Source organism: Runella defluvii (genome assembly GCF_014195535.1).
Classification (GTDB): Bacteria; Bacteroidota; Bacteroidia; order Cytophagales; family Spirosomataceae; genus Runella; species Runella defluvii.
This window is the reverse complement of the sequence record NZ_JACIBY010000001.1, coordinates 513,306-531,013: the sequence shown is the minus strand read 5'-3', so window position 1 is coordinate 531,013 and position 17,708 is coordinate 513,306. Positions and strand designations below refer to the sequence as shown.

Annotated in this window: 15 protein-coding genes and 2 tRNA genes; 7 read left to right on the top strand and 10 right to left on the bottom strand. The window is 44.9% G+C overall.

Annotation, left to right across the window (positions count from 1 at the left end; translation table 11 throughout):
• Positions 1-16 precede the first annotated feature (16 nt).
• The 7 genes from FHS57_RS02150 to FHS57_RS02120 all read right to left on the bottom strand — a co-directional run bounded on the left by FHS57_RS02150 (position 17) and on the right by FHS57_RS02120 (position 6,549).
• Positions 17-102, bottom strand: a tRNA-Leu gene (locus FHS57_RS02150).
• Positions 103-150: 48 nt separating this feature from the next.
• Positions 151-223, bottom strand: a tRNA-Gly gene (locus tag FHS57_RS02145).
• Between the two features lie 178 nt (positions 224-401).
• Positions 402-1,145 carry a DUF6089 family protein gene (locus FHS57_RS02140; protein WP_262889923.1) on the bottom strand — a complete coding sequence of 248 codons (744 nt, stop codon included), beginning with the start codon at positions 1,143-1,145 and terminating at the stop codon, positions 402-404.
• Between the two features lie 86 nt (positions 1,146-1,231).
• The gene (porG, locus tag FHS57_RS02135) at positions 1,232-3,052 is read right to left on the bottom strand and encodes a type IX secretion system protein PorG (RefSeq protein ID WP_183971204.1); all 1,821 of its coding nucleotides are present in this window, start codon (positions 3,050-3,052) and stop codon (positions 1,232-1,234) included.
• A 71-nt stretch (positions 3,053-3,123) separates the two neighbouring features.
• Positions 3,124-4,572, bottom strand: a complete 1,449-nt coding sequence (locus tag FHS57_RS02130) for a leucyl aminopeptidase family protein (protein ID WP_183971203.1) — start codon at positions 4,570-4,572, stop codon at positions 3,124-3,126.
• Positions 4,573-4,653: 81 nt separating this feature from the next.
• A complete protein-coding gene (locus FHS57_RS02125; protein WP_183971202.1) occupies positions 4,654-5,346 on the bottom strand; it encodes a sulfite oxidase-like oxidoreductase in 693 nt (230 codons plus the stop codon).
• Between the two features lie 93 nt (positions 5,347-5,439).
• Positions 5,440-6,549: an o-succinylbenzoate synthase gene (locus FHS57_RS02120; protein WP_183971201.1), complete on the bottom strand. Its 1,110-nt coding sequence runs from the start codon at positions 6,547-6,549 to the stop codon at positions 5,440-5,442.
• 78 nt (positions 6,550-6,627) lie between these two features.
• Here FHS57_RS02120 and lpxK point away from each other — a divergent pair, with 78 nt between their 5' ends.
• A complete protein-coding gene (gene lpxK, locus FHS57_RS02115; RefSeq protein WP_183971200.1) occupies positions 6,628-7,686 on the top strand; it encodes a tetraacyldisaccharide 4'-kinase in 1,059 nt (352 codons plus the stop codon).
• On the opposite strand, the gene FHS57_RS02110 is transcribed toward lpxK, so the two are convergent.
• From FHS57_RS02110 to FHS57_RS02100, 3 genes are all read right to left on the bottom strand, one after another.
• Entirely contained in the window at positions 7,652-9,127 is a 1,476-nt protein-coding gene (locus FHS57_RS02110; RefSeq protein ID WP_183971199.1) for a T9SS type B sorting domain-containing protein, read from the bottom strand. The two genes, lpxK and FHS57_RS02110, sit on opposite strands and share 35 nt — an antisense overlap.
• A gap of 88 nt (positions 9,128-9,215) precedes the next feature.
• Positions 9,216-9,845 carry a gluconate 2-dehydrogenase subunit 3 family protein gene (locus FHS57_RS02105; protein ID WP_183971198.1) on the bottom strand — a complete coding sequence of 210 codons (630 nt, stop codon included), beginning with the start codon at positions 9,843-9,845 and terminating at the stop codon, positions 9,216-9,218.
• Positions 9,842-11,581: a GMC family oxidoreductase gene (locus tag FHS57_RS02100; protein ID WP_183971197.1), complete on the bottom strand. Its 1,740-nt coding sequence runs from the start codon at positions 11,579-11,581 to the stop codon at positions 9,842-9,844. Before FHS57_RS02100 ends, FHS57_RS02105 begins: the two co-directional genes overlap by 4 nt.
• 475 nt (positions 11,582-12,056) lie before the next feature.
• On the opposite strand from FHS57_RS02100, the gene FHS57_RS02095 reads away from it, so the two are divergent.
• Genes FHS57_RS02095 through FHS57_RS02070 form a run of 6 tightly spaced genes read left to right on the top strand, consistent with a single transcriptional unit; the run spans position 12,057 to position 17,686 of the window.
• A complete protein-coding gene (locus tag FHS57_RS02095) occupies positions 12,057-13,835 on the top strand; it encodes a glycosyltransferase family 39 protein (protein ID WP_183971196.1) in 1,779 nt (592 codons plus the stop codon).
• Positions 13,835-14,653, top strand: a complete 819-nt coding sequence (locus FHS57_RS02090) for a transketolase (RefSeq protein WP_183971195.1) — start codon at positions 13,835-13,837, stop codon at positions 14,651-14,653. Before FHS57_RS02095 ends, FHS57_RS02090 begins: the two co-directional genes overlap by 1 nt.
• Positions 14,650-15,042, top strand: coding sequence for a hypothetical protein (locus FHS57_RS02085; protein ID WP_183971194.1), 393 nt, complete (start codon positions 14,650-14,652; stop codon positions 15,040-15,042). The genes FHS57_RS02090 and FHS57_RS02085 overlap by 4 nt, the downstream gene beginning before the upstream one ends.
• A gap of 14 nt (positions 15,043-15,056) precedes the next feature.
• Positions 15,057-15,353 (top strand): nucleotidyltransferase family protein, encoded by a 297-nt coding sequence (locus FHS57_RS02080; RefSeq protein WP_183971193.1) that lies wholly within the window; start codon positions 15,057-15,059, stop codon positions 15,351-15,353.
• On the top strand, positions 15,343-15,699 hold the full coding sequence (locus FHS57_RS02075) for a HepT-like ribonuclease domain-containing protein (RefSeq protein WP_122929030.1): 357 nt from the start codon (positions 15,343-15,345) through the stop codon (positions 15,697-15,699). The genes FHS57_RS02080 and FHS57_RS02075 overlap by 11 nt, the downstream gene beginning before the upstream one ends.
• Positions 15,683-17,686: an NAD-dependent epimerase/dehydratase family protein gene (locus FHS57_RS02070; protein WP_183971192.1), complete on the top strand. Its 2,004-nt coding sequence runs from the start codon at positions 15,683-15,685 to the stop codon at positions 17,684-17,686. Before FHS57_RS02075 ends, FHS57_RS02070 begins: the two co-directional genes overlap by 17 nt.
• Positions 17,687-17,708 lie beyond the last annotated feature (22 nt).

The following is a 17,708-nucleotide window of genomic DNA, read 5'->3' as shown; positions in this document are numbered from 1 at the left end:
GACTCTGCGTTTTTTGTACCGAGGACGGGAATCGAACCCGTACGAGCGTTTCGGCTCACAGGATTTTAAGTCCTGCGTGTCTACCAGTTCCACCACCTCGGCAGGGGTATCCCTTTTTGACAAAAAAGCACCGTTTTCGGCGGTGCTTTGAGCGAAAGACGGGGTTCGAACCCGCGACCTCGACCTTGGCAAGGTCGCGCTCTACCAGCTGAGCTACTTTCGCGTTTTGGTTAAACTTGTTTCGGCGAGCCGTTCAAGTGTTATTTGGTGGTGCAAAAGTAGCGCGTTTCACTATATGACGCAAGTGTTTGGCGAAAAAAAATTACAACTTTTTTGAAAGTTTTTTACAAATCACTAAAAATCAACAATATACAAAAGCACTTTTTTTCAAGAAAATACTACTAGGGATTTGTTGTACACCGTAACGGATTTCGATTTCTAAAACCAACCACCCGTTTGGGCAAGCGATACGCTACTGTTAGCCCCCAGAACTGGTACCTGTCTGTTTTTTCAGGATTCGCCGCATGGCTTATGCCATCCAAATAATCTGAAAAAGTCAAACGAAAACCTGCTTCAAGCGTCAAAGTCCACTGAATGTGCGGGCGGTACTTTACCCCCATTCCGAAAGGAATAACTAGGTGGTAGGGGCTGTATGCTGTGTTTTGATCAATTTCAGCCCCTATCACAAATTCAGGCTTGGAAACAATCATGTTTTCTAAATCAGGGGCTGGTCGCGTGTATGCCCCACCTATCCCGACAAACAGAAAAGGGGAAAATGTTGATTGAAAAAAGCGAGGTAAACGGGGTTGCACCAAAGGCAAAATGTGAAGTTCGGTCTGCACAGTAATTTCCGAAACAGGTGATTGGGTTGAGAAATTTCGAAATGCGCGGTCTTCGTAATGGCTATCTCGCCCCGACAAGTACCCAAAAAGCAAAGAAGCACGCACCGCTAAGAAATCCGACGCATTGTAACGAACCAAGCCACCTAGACCCACTTTGGGTTCTTTAGAAAACCAATCAGATTTATTTAAGTCGCCCAAATAACCTGAACCGCCCACAAATCCCCCAAATTCTATGCGCTCTTGGCTCATTGATTTTGTAACCAATAGCAAGCTCAGGCAACAAGTTAAAGCAGGCAAACGCATTCTTTTGAGTTTTTTACAAGAAAACGCAAAAAGTCGAACAGCTTGTTGGCTGTCCGACTTTTTAACGATGCAGTTATTGTAAGTTATTACTGACGAAACGCTTTTACCTCGACACGGCGGTTTTGCTGACGGCCTTCTTCCGAAGCGTTGCTCGCTGCTGGCAAACTTTCACCAAAACCACGGAAAATAATCCGAGTCGCATCCACCCCTTTCGTACGTAAGTACTCAAAACAAGCTTGGGCTCGTTTTTCAGACAATTGTTGGTTGTGTACTTGCGCCCCTTTGCTATCAGCATGGCCCGACAACTGCAATTTATACGTTGGATTTTTCGCCATTGTGTTGGCTACTTCATCAAGAACCATTTGGTATTGAGACTGAATAACGGCACTGTTTGACTCAAACAACACAGGCTCAACTTTGAAATCAACCACTATTTTGGTAGGGTCAAGTGTACCTTTTTGTTTTTTGGCCAATTCGGCTTCAAGTTTCGCTTTCTTCTCTTCCGCTTTGATGATTGCTTTCAACGTCTTGGCGTCTGGACAACCTTCAAACTCTGCTTTCCCTGCAATGTCAGGACAACGGTCTTTGGCATCTTCTACACCATCTCCGTCAGTATCAGGACAACCTCCAAAGGCTGCTACACCCGCTACTGTTGGACAAGCGTCATCTTTGTCGGCAATGCCATCACCGTCGGTATCAGGACACCCCTTCAATTCGGCTTTGCCTGCTACGTCAGGACACGCATCGTCTTTATCCGCGATTCCATCGCCATCCGCGTCAGGACAGCCTTTCAATTCGGCTTTTCCTGCAACCGTCGGGCATTCGTCTTCTTTGTCCTCAATGCCATCTTTGTCAGTGTCAGGACAGCCTTTAAATTTGGCTAAACCTGCTACGTCAGGACAGGCATCATCTTTATCGGCAATACCATCTTTATCACGGTCGGGGCAACCTTGTAACGCGACCAAACCTGCAACCTCAGGGCAGGCATCGTCTTTGTCACGAATGCCATCGCCGTCGGTATCAGGACAACCCTTGTAAGCCGCCAAACCGAAAGTATCTGGGCAATCGTCGTCTTTATCAGCAATACCGTCATTATCACGGTCAGGACAGCCATTCATTTTGACCGAACCAGGCTGCGTAGGACAGGCATCTTTTTCATCAGGAATACCATCGCGGTCAGTATCTTTTTTGTCAAAACGATACGCAATAGACACCGTTGAAAGTTTGTAACGATCATCACGATTTGGATTTGCTCCTTTGCTGATACCGTCTAAATAATCAGAAAATGCCAAACGGAAACCCGCCTCAGCACCCAATACCCAATGCTCTGCAAGGTCATAACGTACACCTATTCCAAAAGGAACGACAAAGTTTGATTTGGAATAATTGGCCGCTTGATCAGCTATTGCCCCTTGTCTATAAATATCGGGTGTCGTGGCAGTGCCCGTAAAATTAGGTTTGGGATTGGTAAAACCTACCCCTGCCCCTGTAAACAAGTAAGGTGACAATCGGCGTTTGAAACGCACTTGGAAAGCGGTGGAATCGTATTTGAAACGTTGACGCCCCAAGAAATCATATTCCACAATGGCTGAAAAGTCGGTAAGAGGCGAACGCGTTGAAAAACCGCGCACTTTACGGTCTTCAAAATTAGCATCATTGCCCGACAATGTACCAAACGTTAAGGCGCCACGAAGCGCCCAACTCCGATTAAAGTGGTAACGACCAAAAACCCCTCCGCTCCCTTTAGGTTCTTGCGAAAAAAAATCTGATTTGTTCAAATCACCTAGGTAGCCCGACAGGCCAAGCCCTGCTCCTACTTCCCAACGCTGATGAACTTGTTGGGAATGAGCTTGGTGAATACCGACTAGCAACAAAACAGCGTATAGATTGCGTAACGTTAGCTTCATACTCATTGTAATTTTTACGTCTAAACCATTTTACGCTTAAAGCTAACAGAACAAGCCTGAATTACCAAAACTTATCCATTTACTTGATTACGAAGCCAATCAATCAGTAATCGAACGCCATAGGCCGTCCCCGATTTCATACTTCCAAATTCTGAATCAGCAAAGGCCGTACCTGCAATATCCAAATGCGCCCACGCGGGGTGATTGTTGGTAAAAACTTCTAAAAATTTAGCCGCTACGATGGCTCCCGCTATGGGCTTTCCGTGGTAGTTTTTCACATCGGCGACATCCGACTTTAGCTCGTCTTTGTAATCATCCCAAATGGGCAAACGCCATACTTTTTCGCCCGTTGTCATTCCACTTTTGTACAAGCTTTCGGCAAGGGCATCATTACTGGTAAACAAACCTGCGGCGGCATAGCCAAGCGTAGCTACGCAGCTACCCGTGAGCGTTGCCAAGTCGATGATGGTAGCTAGCTCAAAATGGCGATGCGCGTACGTCAGGCTATCGGCCAAAATCAATCGGCCTTCGGCGTCGGTATCAATTACTTCAATGGTTTTGCCCGAATAGCTTCCAATCACATCACCAGGTTTAATGGCAAGCCCGTCCATTGAGTTTTCGGTCGAAGGAATAATCCCTATTATATGAACAGGAAGTTGCAGTTTCGCAGCCAACTCCATCGTACCTAGCACGGCAGCAGCCCCGCCCATGTCCGACTTCATGTAGTGCATATTGGTGGAAGGCTTCAGCGAAACACCACCCGTATCAAAAGTCACTCCTTTTCCTACAAGTCCAATGGTTTGGGAAGCGGCGGCATGTTTGTATTCCATGACGATAAAACGGGGTGGGTTTTTGCTGCCAGCACTCACCGACAATAAAGCGTGCAAGCCCATTTCCGCACATTGTTTTTCATCAAACACTTGTACCGAATATCCGTGGGTTTTCCCCGACGAAACCGCCCAATCGGCCAGCACTTGGGGGTACTTATGGCTTGAAGGAGCATTCATCAAATCCATCACCCGAATTTGGGTTTGCGCCGTCGCTACACCATTTTGGACTGCTTGAGCAGCCAAATCCACCTCTTTTTCCTCCACCAGTAGCCACAGTTGTGAGTTACGTTCAAAAAACGTAGGTTCTGTCGCCTTATCTGTTTTGTATAAACCTAAATCGTAATCGCCCAACCAAAGTCCATTGACTACCGCCTCGATTTCGCTCGCGGTCAAGCCTTGGGCGTGCAAAGCAACTGCATCGGGTAATTTCTTTTTTTGGTTAAAAAAGAAAGACCTCAGCGCTTTGATATAATCGGCTGGTTTTGGTGATTTTCCCAACCCAAGGAGATACTTTTTTGAGTTGTCACCATACACCAACTGTGTTTGTTTAAAATCAGCTTTAAAATCCTGAATCAGAAAATCGGCCTGTGAAAACTGCGCCAACTGGTCAGCTAAAGAATCATTTTGGCAAAAAAGATATACCTCGGCCTGGACTGGAGTCGGCAATTGATGAACTACGTCTATATTCATTGAAAAAATACCTGTTAAAAATTTAACAAAAAGCCACTATCTTTAAATAGTACCCGCTGATTAATGACTGATTTCGACACTTTAGCTGTAACGGTCATTTCGCCAGGGGTAAGCAGTGTTGGAGTAACCTCGTCCTTCCCAAAATCCAAGTTTATTTTTTGGTAAAAATTCCAATCGTTTTATCCATTTCGACCCTTTCCAAGCATACAATTGGGGCGTTATCATTCGGGCTGGGCCGCCGTGTTCTTTGGGTAGTGGCTCGCCATAGACCGAATGCGCCAGCAGTACATCGGGTTTGAGGGCTTCTTCCAGCGATACGTTGGTGGTATAAGTATCGTATCCGTAACACATCAAGTGGGTAGCGGTTTCTTTGGGTTGAACCAGCGCAGCGATGTCCAGCAAACGAACACCCGTCCAAGACATATCTAGCTTAGACCACGTTGTTACGCAGTGAAAATCAGAGGTATCTTCCGTTTGAGGCAACGACATGAAATCTTCCCACGTCAAAATCATCGGATGCTCAACTTCTCCATCAATGTACAAACGCCAGCGGTCGAGGGTCACATTGGGCTGATACCCCAAATCTAACACTGGCCATTTTGCGGTTACCGTCTGTCCAACAGGCACTTGAGGCATTCCGTGGCGGTTTGTCTCACCGTGCCCTTGGGGGCGTTCATCCGCCATTGAGGGCGTATTCTGCATTTTTTCTTCAAAACGCGCTTTGAGTTTCATCCGCGCTTCGATGATTCTATCCAGTTTATTATTTTCTTCCATGATTCATTTTTTAGAAATAACCAACCACTGATGCCTTGGTTATCATCCGTTTATTTGTAAAAACACGCCAGCAAAAGAAAAGTTCTGAAACGACTACGTAGCCGAAGAAAGGTAAGAAGAATTTAATCCACCAAAATCCCAGTGGAGGGCAGTATTGTAAAGCAGTTGCCCTTTTTCAATTTGAAGGGGGCTGTCGATGTTGTTGTGGTAAAGTTGGCCAGTACCCAGTCCTTGGGGCAATGTATTGTCAAATTCGGCCGTAAATTGAGCAATCGCATTTAGGCCTACATTCGACTCCAGCGCCGAAGTGATCCACCAACCAATTTCCAAACGCTGTGCTGTTTCAATCCACTCACGCGTCGCTTCAAAACCGCCCAATAAAGTAGGTTTAAGAATGATGTACTGCGGCTTGATACTTTTGAGCAATCGGCGTTTGGCGGCATAATCAAAATTTCCGATTAGCTCTTCGTCCAACGCAATAGGAACGGGGGTTGTTTCACACAGTTCCGCCATCAACTCTTGCTGCCGAGGGCGAATGGGCTGTTCAATGGAATGAAGGTCAAACTCTGCCAATTTTTGAAGCCTATCTCGTACGTTGGACGCATCAAATGCGCCGTTGGCATCGACCCGTAAGGTAATTTCGTTGGAAGAAAAATGTGTTCTAATATGGGTTAGAATAGCGCACTCTTGGTCAAAATCAATGGCTCCAATTTTAAGCTTGATGGTATCAAACCCTGCTGCAATTTTTTCTTCAACTTGCTTGAGCATCGCCTCCTGTGAACCCATCCAAACTAGCCCATTGATTGGGATAGACCGCTGCCCTTCCACAAAAGGATTGGGAAACAAAATACGCTTGCCACCGTTGAGGTAATCAAGCATAGCAGATTCAAACCCAAAACGGATAGATGGCCACTGACTGCCTACGAGCTGCTCAAGAATAATGGGTATATTCCAAGAATATATTTCAAGGTCGAGCTTATTGAAGTTTTGGCATATTTCCTGTAATTTATCCTCAAAGTCAGGACGGTCATCACTGCTTAAACCAGGCAACGGGCCACACTCTCCTACCCCTACAATTGACGGTGCTGCATCATCGTATATCTTCACAAACCACGAAGTTTTTTCGGTCAGAACGCCTCGCGAAGTTCCCGCTTCAAACTTAAACTGTAGCTTATGTGGTTGATAGTGAACTTGTAATGGCATTTTAAAACAACTGTTTGGGGTAAGCAAGCGCACAATTTAGATAAAAATACCTTACTTTGCCAAAGTCAGTTTAAGAAAATGTTAAGAATCTTACCAAGCGGTTTGCGGTGGCTAACGTGGCCTTTTAGTTTGCTGTATCAATTTATCACCTCGGTTCGTAATGCGATATTCGACGCAGGATTTCGTTCTATATACCAATCAACAATCTATACCATCAGTATTGGAAATCTTACCATAGGTGGAACTGGCAAAACGCCCCAAATTGAATACCTGCTCCGCTTACTCGCTAACAGATATACGCTCGCTACGCTGAGCCGTGGTTATGGTCGTAAAAGTAAAGGATTTTTACAGGCTAAAATTTCCTCATCCGCTGCCGAAATTGGCGATGAACCGCTTCAACTCTTTAAAAAATTTGGCGCCAACGTGCCCGTATTTGTCGCCGAAAAAAGAGCAGAAGGACTCAAAAAAATAGAACAATTATTGCCTTGTCCTCAACTTGTTTTGCTCGACGACGCCTACCAGCACCGTGCCGTTAAGCCTCATCTTTCGCTTTTATTGACCGACTATGGTCGCCTCTTTTACCAAGACTATGTACTTCCTCTTGGGTTGTTACGAGAAAGTAGGCAAGGTGCCAAACGCGCCCAAGGCGTGATTGTGACAAAATGCCCTCCTACACTTACGCCGCACGACCGTGAACAAATTGAGAAAAAAATCCAACAATACACCCTAGCCAATACGCCCATATTTTTCTCGTATTTAGACTACGGAACCCCAGTACCCTATTTTGAAGCCCAACCGTCTTTCTCCACAGACACACCGTTATGGCTTGTTTCGGGCATAGCCCAACCCAAACTATTTGAAGAAGCAGCTCGAAATAAATTTAAAGTTGCGGGACATAGCGCCGTAGGCGACCACCATGATTTTACGAAAGAAGAAGTAAAAAAATGGGTCAACGTTAGTGATAATCACCCCATTTTGACGACTGAAAAAGATTGGGTAAAACTGAAACCACTTTTAGAAGAATTGGACTTGGCACACAGTCGCTTTTATTATTGGCCCATTCAAGTGGCGTTTTTTGATGAACGATTTGACCGTTTTTTACTCAGCGAAGTAGCGAAACAACGCCCCGTTTGGTAAATACTCGCCCCACTTTATCCTTTACATTAATCACATACGTGTAAAGTCCAACGGGCAACGGCTGGCCATTAGCTGTTCCGTTCCAAAAATGTTGGTTGGCTGTGCTCTGAAACAGCGGAGAGCCCCAGCGGTCGTACACCACCACTTGCACTTCGGCTGTAGGGTCAGCTTTGATTTCAAAAAGATCGTTGATACCATCCCCATTGGGCGAAAAAGCGTCTGGAATGAATACATTGGCCAAAGAAACACACAACACAGGCGGCGCATCCACGCACACTTTGTTGGACAGTATCGTGCCACTGCGCGTGTCGATTTGTAAGCGATAACAGCTCTGTTTGTTACAATCTCCTGAATTATCTTCTCGGTACAACTCCGTAATGGATGGATTCCACCAGATAGCTCCATTGCGAACCAGCGTCATTTTTGACACTTCCGTAGGTCGTCGGTAAGGGGAAACACTCACAATGTTTGCTTCTAGCGTAGGCGCCACTTTCAGGAAGTTGACACACAACACGTTTGATTCCAAGGATGAAATGCAACTCGCACGGGGCTTTACTCTGTAGCAGAAAATTTTGGTCGTATCCACCAGTACTTTGGCCTTTTCGCCATCGGCTCGAAAAACCGTCCCTGTTGTTACAAACGTACCAGCGCCTTCTTGTCGAAACAACTCCAACTCAATCGCATTAGGATTTGAAACCCTTATTTCCGCCGTGGTAGCATCCAAAATTTCGAGGGTATCGAGTTTTGCCAATTTCGCTCCAATTTCTAGCACAACCACTTTACTACTTTTTCCACCACACAAGCTTCGGAGGCTACGTCCTTGTACCGTTATTTGTTTGGGGGTGACATCGGGGTACTGGTAGTCAATCGTTAGATTAAGCCGATTGATAATGGCGATATTGCCATCTCCCCACTCAATCACGTATTCATCATAAGGCGCAGCAGTTTGGTTGGTAATAGTCAAGGTGACTTTGCCATTTTCACAAGGAACCACCTTAAAATCGGGCGGAGTTACGTCTTGTATCGTAATCTGCCGACATGCTCGAAGCGCTTGTCCTTGTGCACTTTCGGAAAGTTGCATGATGGTATAGATACCCGCTTTGGTATAGGTAAAGTTTCTTGTGGTATCTTGTTTGTAAGAAGCTGCGTTCGGATTTCCCCCTTTGTAGTCGTAAATATAACGGCTTTTGATTGAGCCAGCTTGGGTATTTTGTACCTTAACGGTGAAAGGAGCGCAGCCTATTTCGCTCGAAATAGAAAAGTCGCCGCTACCAACTCCGAGCACATTATCGCATTGATTATCCGGTAATTGTTGGGCAAAAATAGCCGTACTACCAAGCCCCATATACCACCCAACCAAACACAAAATGCCCCATTTGGAAGGTATAAGCAAGCGAAGAAGAGAATGAGTTTTACGGTAGTTATTTCCCAAAATTTGCATTTTTTTGAGTCTATTCCGTAAAAATAACACAATAGCGGGACAAAAATTGTGCCCGCTATTGAAAAATACAAAAGTATGTACGAATAATCTAAGAGTCGTAACTCAAGCCGTATTGCTTCAATACATCCGCAGGAACTCCCTCCCAAGCGTTCGGGCGGTTACCTACATAGCCTAAGTAATTGAATCCAATTTGCGTCGTAAAATAACCCGTAGCCGTTAGGTTACGCATCAAATTAAAGAAAGATACGCCCTGACTCATTTCTGGCTTGGCCTGTTCAGGATATGCAATTTGGTCTAGCATTTTGGTTTGTTCACTTTTGGTACATGTCACAAACTTCTTTCCAAATTGCTTCAAACATTGGGTATCTAACCAGCTCAACCCACCTCGCATTGGCGTTTGGTGTTGAGGCATATCTTTGACAATGAATTCGATAAAATCGGGCACTTTGGCTTCCAATGCACCACCGTGCTGCCCGTCGGCAGGAATGATGTAATTAGCCAATACGCCAATGGTCTGTTTTTCGTGTGCAGTAAAAAACGTCTCAGCCGCAGTTTTTGCATCACGCGCACGTTCTGCCGCACTTTTACCATTTTTAAAATCAGACAATGACAGGGGCGCTACGGGCTTTTTGGGAACATCAGCCTTTGCTTCTGTACCTACAACCGTCGCCGTAATTGTCCCAAGGGAAATCGCTTTTAACGTGTCTCTGCGTTTCATAGGTTTGCTTTTTTACGTTGGTCAATGATGTATTCAGAAGCCCGCATCGACAATGCAAGAATTGTCCAAGTTGGGTTTTTATCCGCTTGCGATACAAACGTACCTGCGTCCACAACGAATACGTTGCGCGAGTCATGCAACTGACTATAACGGTTCGTCACTGACTTCGATGGGTCATCGCCCATACGGGTTGTTCCTACTTCGTGAATGATACGACCTGGCGCTGCCAAACCATAATTCGATTCTGGGCCTGGTTTCGGACCTGTTGGAATACCTCCCATCGCAGTGATGATTTCCTCGAAGGTATCTTGCATGTGTTTTGCCTGCTTGATTTCGTGCTCCGACCACTTGTAGTTGAATCGAAGTACTGGAATACCGTACTTGTCCACCATGTTCGGGTCGATTTCGCAATAGTTATCCTCACGTGCAATCGCCTCTCCGCGTCCTGCCATACCGAAGTTGGCACCGTAGAAGTGGCGGTAGTCTTCTTTCAATGACAAACCATAACCACCCGCAGGTTTTTTGTTGCCGTCTTTGCCTGGGTATTTTCCGTTGGTGTTTTCCATACCAAAGCCAAAACCATAGCCTGGCATTCCCATACCGCCACCGTACTCGATGTGGTATCCACGCGGGAAGTCTAATTTTTTATCGTTCAACCACCAAGGCGTATAAACGTGCATACCTCCTACGCCATCTTCGTTATAACGCTTTCTATCCACCAAATGAGGCAAGAACGCACTGCGGCCTGCTCCTGTTGAATCGTGTAGGTATTTTCCGAGAATGCCACTTGAGTTACCCAAGCCTTTTGTGTGACGCGACGATTTTGAGTTCATCAACAAACGCGCTGATTCACAAGCACTAGCCGCCAATACAACGATTTTGGCGCGTACGGTGTATTCTTGCAAATTTTGCTTGTCAACGTAAGATACCCCCGTTGCAATACCATCTTGGTTGGTGATTACTTCGCGCGCCATTGCGTTGGTAAATACCGTTACATTTCCTGTTTTCACGGCAGGTTTTACCAAAACTGAAGACGACGAAAAGTCGGCATACGCTTGGCAACCACGGCTACACTGTGAACAGTAGAAACATTGACCACGCTCGTTGTTGATAGGTTTTGTCAAAATCGACAAGCGCGACGGAATCACGGGAATGTTTATTTTTTTACCCGCCTGTTTCAGGAACAACTCGTGCAAACGAGGTTTTGGCGGTGGCAAGAAAATACCATCTGGTTCATTGGGGAAATTTTCTACACTCCCAAAAACTCCCACAAGACGGTCCACTTTATCATAATAAGGCTTCACATCATCGTACCCGATTGGCCAGTTGTCGCCTAAGCCATCCACGTCTTTGCGTTTAAAGTCTAGTGGCCCAAAACGAAGCGAGATACGTCCCCAGTGGTTGGTACGTCCTCCAAGCATCCGCGAACGGAACCAGTCGAATTGTGTACCGCTTTTGCGCGTATATGGCTCACCTTCAAGTTCCCAACCTCCCCATGCCGCATCAAAATCACCAAATGGGCGATGAGTACTAGCGCCACGGCGCGGCGATTCCCACGGGTTTTTAAGCTGGGTAATGTATTTGGGATCCGCAGGATCATACCAAGGTCCCGCTTCTAGCAAAGCCACTTTCGCTCCCGATTCCGCCAATACCTTGGCAGCCATACCACCACCCGCGCCTGAACCCACGATACAGACGTCATAAACAGTGGGTTGTTCTTTGATTTGAAAACTCATACTGATAGAAACGATTGGGTTTTTAAAATTTTTGTCAAATATGAAAAAGCATCAGCACTTATCCAAATACTGTAAATAATCAAAGGAAGACTAACATTATTTCAATGTTTTTCTGAGCCATTGAAAATTTTACCCGCTGATAACCGCAGATTTAAAGTCGCAGATTTACACAAATTATTGCCAATAACATAGGTTGAACGCATTAAAATAGCAAGCTCGTATTTATTGCTCCAGAGGAGCTACATCTTAGTAGCAAAAATGAATCAGGTTTGAAATCAAGCCCCATCGGGGTGACCTCTTCCACCGAGCATTGGTCACCCCGATGGGGCTTGGTAGAGGGGGTTGCTCCTTCCTCTTTTTCTACAAAGATTTAGCCTCTCTGAGGCTATTGTTTTAGTGCGTTTAACCTAGCTAACAATTCAAAAGCATTCGTTCCAAATCTTTTTCAGTAAATTTGTGCGCCTATTTATCAACTATGACATTCTATCAACGACATTCTACCTCTTCTAGTAGTTATAGCCCTTTTTTGCTTCTTGTCATTCTTGTAGTGGCGCTTGGCTTACGGCTTTATCACCTCGATGCCCACGGTATTTTTTTCGATGAAAAATCAACGATGGTGGTGAGTCAAGGGATTGTGCTTGACGGAGCCAATCAAAAAGATGTTTTTGACAAAGGGAAATTGGTCTTTACCAACGAAGAGTTTTGGCACGAAAAGAAAATTCCCGACTACTACGAAGCCATGACGCGCAGCGATATTGGCAATAGTCCGTTTTATTATTTTCTGCTCCATCATTGGATGAAGGTTTTCGGGCTTTCGGATTTCTCCGCCCGAATGATGTCCGTGCTGTTTAGCGTCCTGACAGTCTGGTTATTGTTTATTTTTACCCGCCGCTTTTTTCAATCAGAGCGTTTGGCTTTTACTGCTTCTGCATTGGCGGCCATTGAGCCTTTTTTTGTGGCTTATAGCCAGCAAGCGCGCAATTATTCCCTCACGTTTTTTCTTACGTTACTGGCTTCCTACTTATTTCTCCGTGCCTTGGAAGCCGACAACACCAACAAGCCTTCGTTGAAATGGTATGCTGGTTACGCAATCACGGCCTTTCTGGGATTGTATTCTCATTTTCTAGTGGCGTCGGTATTGCTTGCTCATGGTTTGTACGTGCTTTGCTGCGTTCGTAAACTCAAGAGCTGGATTGCATTCAGTTTTTCAGGGGCCTTCGCCGTGGCCACTTTAGCCTGGTGGCTCGTTTATGGTGGTGGTCAGAACACCCTTTTTAGCCTCAATCACCAGACCAAAGTGTATTTAGAATGTGCGCTCAACCGACCGTATAATAATCCATACGGCATTATTCTTCCTGCTACTTTTGGCAATGTAGTCCAGAAAAGTATCCCCATGTTTACCGATTTATGGGTGTTTACCAATGGATTGACGGAGCATTTAGCAGGCAAAAAAAACATGATATTAGCAACGCTTATCGGTGTATTGCTAATGGTTACGTATCATTTTTCGCAGAAAAAACACCCGTTTGCCCACTGGTTGGTCATTGCCTCGGTTGCAATTCTTGGCGCAAGTGCAGCTTTATACAAAGACTATACGTTGGGTTTCTGGGCGCTATCAATGGCTTTGTTTATGACCTATTTAGCTGTTCAAACGTTGATTTCGCGAACAAAAAATTTCGCCAAAAGCTACCTTTGGTTTTTGGTCATTATTGGCATTATCCCTACCGCATTTTTGATTTTTAACGCCGTTAGAAGCGGTCATACCTATGGCCTGATGCAGCGCTATTCGGGTTTTTCCTTCCCTTACGTTACTATTTTAGCAAGTATTGTTTTGTGGCAACTGTGGGAATCAAAAACGACGATTAAGTGGGTTGTCTCTGCCATTTTGGGGATTCAATTGTATTTTGTGATACAGACCCTTCAAACGATTTACGCCGACCGTTCAATAAAATATAACTACCGAAACACCCCTCGCGAACCAAACCCTCATTATGCGGCGGCACAACAAGCAAAAGTGCTCTATCAGAAGGGAGATACGGTATTTTTGCCCGCTCCTATGGCGCATTTTGATAACCCAATGGACCGCACTTATTTGCCTTATTCGGTGGTCGATGCTCAATATTTTAACCTGTATCTACCAAAAGACCGTATCTTTGTGCAAAAGTTGGATACCGTCAACGTGAATAAGATACGATTGAAGAAAGCTGACGGGCAGCTAATTGAACTCATTGACTTGAAAGGAAAACGCTACTAATGGTCGAAACACAAGCTCTCGCAACAGATTATTTAAAACTCAGCGGCGAACTTCGTTTGAAGGTGTTGGGTCTATACAAAAAAGCCAATGCGGGCCATATCGGGTGCTCGTTGAGTTGTATTGACTTGCTCATTGGGTCGTTGGTTCATCACAAGCGTCCGCAAGATTCCTTTATTTTGTCCAAAGGCCACGCAGCTGCGGCTTTGTACGTGACCCTGAATCATTTGGGTGAAATTTCGGACGAAATCTTAGATACGTTTTATCAAGACGGCACTACCCTTCCCGCCCACCCTGCCCCTAATAAACACGCAGGCATTCCGTTTGCAACGGGTTCACTGGGCCACGGACTTCCGATTGCGACGGGCATTGCCCAAGCTAATAAACTATCAGAAAATGATGGAATCTCCTTCGTTTTGATGTCGGACGGAGAAACCAACGAAGGAACCACTTGGGAAGCAGCGCATTATGCCATCCAGAAAGGGTTAGATAACTTGATTGTGTTGATTGACCGCAATGGTCTTCAGGGATTTGGTTATACCAACGAAATTTTGGGCGATTCGGCCGATGCCGTCAAATGGCGCGCGATTGGTTTTGACGTGGTCGAAGTCAATGGACATAATCCTGCCGAACTAATCGAACAAATCGCGGAGCTTAAAACCCGCAAAAATGGGATACCAAAAGTAATTATTGCGCATACCATTAAAGGTAAAGGGGTTTCGTACATGGAAAACCGCATGGAATGGCACTACTTGCCGATGAGTGACGATTTGTACGCTACGGCCGTCTCAGACGTACAACAAACCTATTTATTGTCATGACTGAACGTGAGCGCCTTGACCAATTAGAACTTTTGATTGCCGAATTTGCCATCAAGCAAGACGAACATACGGCGATTTTAGAAGAACATTCGGCCAAACTTGAACGATTGTCTTTACAAATAAAACGCCTCGAAGAAGCCGTTAAACTATGCCTGAGAGGAATCCAGCAAAATAGCGATGATATTCAGTTCCTACTCCGCAAACAGAGCGAGTTTGAAGCCCAGTTAGCCGAACTTAAAGCCCGTTTTGAAACCCTAGAAAAACGCTTTGACAATTTGGAAAACAGACTCGAAAACGTAGAGAACAGACTGGGAAAAGTAGAACAACGGCTCGAAAACGTGGAAACCAAGCTAGATACGATTATTACGATTCTTCAAAATCGCAATTAGAGATTATTGTTAACATGACGACCCAAGAACAAAATACGGCAATCATCAATTACTTAATGCCCTATAAACCGACTAAAATTGGGGTATTTGGTTCTGTGGCTCGTGGTGAAAACACAAATAATAGCGATTTAGACTTACTAATAAACCTAGGAATACCTATTGACTTGTTTCAATTCATGGAAATTTGGGATGACTTAGAAGTTCTTTTAAACACAAAAGTGGATTTAGTAACTGAAAATGCTTTAAAATCGTCGAACCAACGGGTTCAAAAAAATATAAATCAAGATATTGTTTTCATTTATGAAAAGTGATTTACTCTATCTTGAACACATTCAAGGCTGTCTTCTAACAATCATTGAATATACAGAAGAGGTGAGTCTTGAGCAGTTTATGCAACAACGCATGATACAAGATGCGTGCATTAGGCAGTTTGAAGTAATGGGAGAAGCTACCAAGCGCGTTTCTATGGAATTAAGGGAAAAATACCCTTCAATTAAATGGAAACAAATGGCTGGCTTTAGGGATAGATTAATCCACGATTATCTAAATGTTGATTTAGATTTGGTATGGAACGCTTCCAAATACACTTCAATTTCGCTTTTGATTGAAATTGAGGAAGTATTGAGAGTTGAATTAAACAATGAGCAGACAAACTAATACCGTTTTGGTGTACAAAGACAAAATACAACAGCTCAAAGGCCCCATTTTTGTATTTGGGGCGAGTGGTTTCATCGGAGCCAACTTGTTCAAAGACATTTATAGCGTGCGTCAGGATGTGTATGCACTCACCCACGATGCCACCAAAGCTTGGCGCTTAAAGCTTTTGAATGTACCGTTTGAAAACATCGTTCACTGCGATATTTTATCTGACCATTCGGTGGAAGAGATTTTTGACAAATATAAGCCACGTACCATTTTCAACCTTGCCGCGTACGGGGCTTACAGTAAACAAAAAAACGTCAATCTCATTTATGAGACCAACGTCATCGGAACGGTAAATATTCTCGAAAAATGTACCGATGAAACCGTCTATATTCACGCAGGGAGTAGTTCTGAGTATGGTTTCAACTGCTCGGCACCCAAAGAAAGTGACCCTGTAAAACCCAATAGCCACTATGCCGTTTCGAAAGTATCGGCGGCGTACCTGATTGAGTTTTATGCAAAAGTTCACCAACGAAAAGCGCTCAATTTACGCCTCTATTCCATTTATGGTGCTTGGGAAGAGCCTGACCGCTTGATTCCTCGACTGATTGAGGAAGCTCGTAAAGACAAATACCCTCCGCTCGTTTCGCCCGATATTAGCCGCGATTTTGTCTATGTGGACGATTGCGTTGAGGCTTTTATTGACGCTGCGTTGCAAGTCAACTCGTCGATTTCAGGAAATTCGTACAACATCGGAACGGGTCGAAAAACGACCATGCGCGAATTGGTCGATACCACACGCACGGCTTTTCAACTGACCGACGCCCCCGTTTGGGGAAGTATGCCTAACCGTGGTTGGGACTTGGCCGAATGGTACGGCGACCCTACCGCCGCCGAGCGCGATTTGGGCTGGAAGGCACACACACCACTCAGCGAAGGCTTGACCAAATACCGCGACTGGCAAGTAGAAAGTAAGTACGAAGAAAATGTACTTCCTGCTTTCCAAAACCCCAAGCTAAATCCCGTCATTACGGCCATTATTGCTTGTTACAAAGATGCCCAAGCGATTCCGTTTATGTACGATCGCTTGGTGAAGACGTTCAATCAAATGAAGGTTCGTTACGAAATCATCTTTGTCAACGATGCTTCACCCGATAACCAAGAAGAAGTTATCAATGCCATTTGCCAACGCGACCCTAACGTGATTGGGATAACTCACTCACGAAATTTTGGCTCACAGTCTGCCTTTTTAAGTGGAATGGAAATTTCAACGGGCAACGCGGTGGTGCTGATGGACGGAGATTTACAAGATCCACCTGAGATTATCCCTCAGTTTTATGACAAATGGAGCACAGGCTTCGATGTCGTTTATGGCGTGCGCGTACAGCGGGAAATGAAGCCTCATATTCATTTTTTCTATAAAATGTTTTACAAAATATTCCAAAACCTAAGCTACGTTCCCATTCCACGCGATGCGGGCGACTTCTCGATGATTGACCGCAAGGTTGTCAAAGAACTCGTCGCATTGCCTGAAACTGAACAGTTTTTACGCGGCTTACGGGCGTGGGTTGGATTCAAACAAACGGGCGTTGACTACGTTCGTCCTGAGCGAATGTTTGGGGTAAGTACCAACAACTGGCGGAAAAACATTTGGTGGGCTAAGAAAGCGATTTTCTCCTTTAGCTTTGCTCCACTCGAACTCATGAGTTACGCTGGTTTTATGCTCACAGGCTTGTCTATTCTTGGGATTTTCTATCAGATTTTAGCCAAATACTTCTTTGCTCCCGACACCCCGCAAGGGTTCACAACAGTCATTATTTTGATTGTACTTTTCGGAGGATTGACGCTCTTAGGAATCTCATTTTTAGGAGAATACATCAGCAAGATTTTTGAAGAAACGAAGAAGCGGCCTAAGTTTATTCGTACCAAAATCCAAAAAGGGTCTAAGACGTTCCGTACTTCTGAGGAGATAATGACATTAGTGAAACAGCGAAAGAAGTAAACGGAGTGTAGTACGTAACCCA

Bases quoted from the DNA above. Each gene is read 5' to 3' on its own strand.
- FHS57_RS02140 (WP_262889923.1), bottom strand. From the start codon at position 1,145: ATGCGTTTGCCTGCTTTAACTTGTTGCCTGAGCTTGCTATTGGTTACA.
- porG (WP_183971204.1), bottom strand. From the start codon at position 3,052: ATGAAGCTAACGTTACGCAATCTATACGCTGTTTTGTTGCTAGTCGGT.
- FHS57_RS02130 (WP_183971203.1), bottom strand. From the start codon at position 4,572: ATGAATATAGACGTAGTTCATCAATTGCCGACTCCAGTCCAGGCCGAG.
- FHS57_RS02125 (WP_183971202.1), bottom strand. From the start codon at position 5,346: ATGGAAGAAAATAATAAACTGGATAGAATCATCGAAGCGCGGATGAAA.
- FHS57_RS02120 (WP_183971201.1), bottom strand. From the start codon at position 6,549: ATGCCATTACAAGTTCACTATCAACCACATAAGCTACAGTTTAAGTTT.
- lpxK (WP_183971200.1), top strand. From the start codon at position 6,628: ATGTTAAGAATCTTACCAAGCGGTTTGCGGTGGCTAACGTGGCCTTTT.
- FHS57_RS02110 (WP_183971199.1), bottom strand. From the start codon at position 9,127: ATGCAAATTTTGGGAAATAACTACCGTAAAACTCATTCTCTTCTTCGC.
- FHS57_RS02105 (WP_183971198.1), bottom strand. From the start codon at position 9,845: ATGAAACGCAGAGACACGTTAAAAGCGATTTCCCTTGGGACAATTACG.
- FHS57_RS02100 (WP_183971197.1), bottom strand. From the start codon at position 11,581: ATGAGTTTTCAAATCAAAGAACAACCCACTGTTTATGACGTCTGTATC.
- FHS57_RS02095 (WP_183971196.1), top strand. From the start codon at position 12,057: ATGACATTCTATCAACGACATTCTACCTCTTCTAGTAGTTATAGCCCT.
- FHS57_RS02090 (WP_183971195.1), top strand. From the start codon at position 13,835: ATGGTCGAAACACAAGCTCTCGCAACAGATTATTTAAAACTCAGCGGC.
- FHS57_RS02085 (WP_183971194.1), top strand. From the start codon at position 14,650: ATGACTGAACGTGAGCGCCTTGACCAATTAGAACTTTTGATTGCCGAA.
- FHS57_RS02080 (WP_183971193.1), top strand. From the start codon at position 15,057: ATGACGACCCAAGAACAAAATACGGCAATCATCAATTACTTAATGCCC.
- FHS57_RS02075 (WP_122929030.1), top strand. From the start codon at position 15,343: ATGAAAAGTGATTTACTCTATCTTGAACACATTCAAGGCTGTCTTCTA.
- FHS57_RS02070 (WP_183971192.1), top strand. From the start codon at position 15,683: ATGAGCAGACAAACTAATACCGTTTTGGTGTACAAAGACAAAATACAA.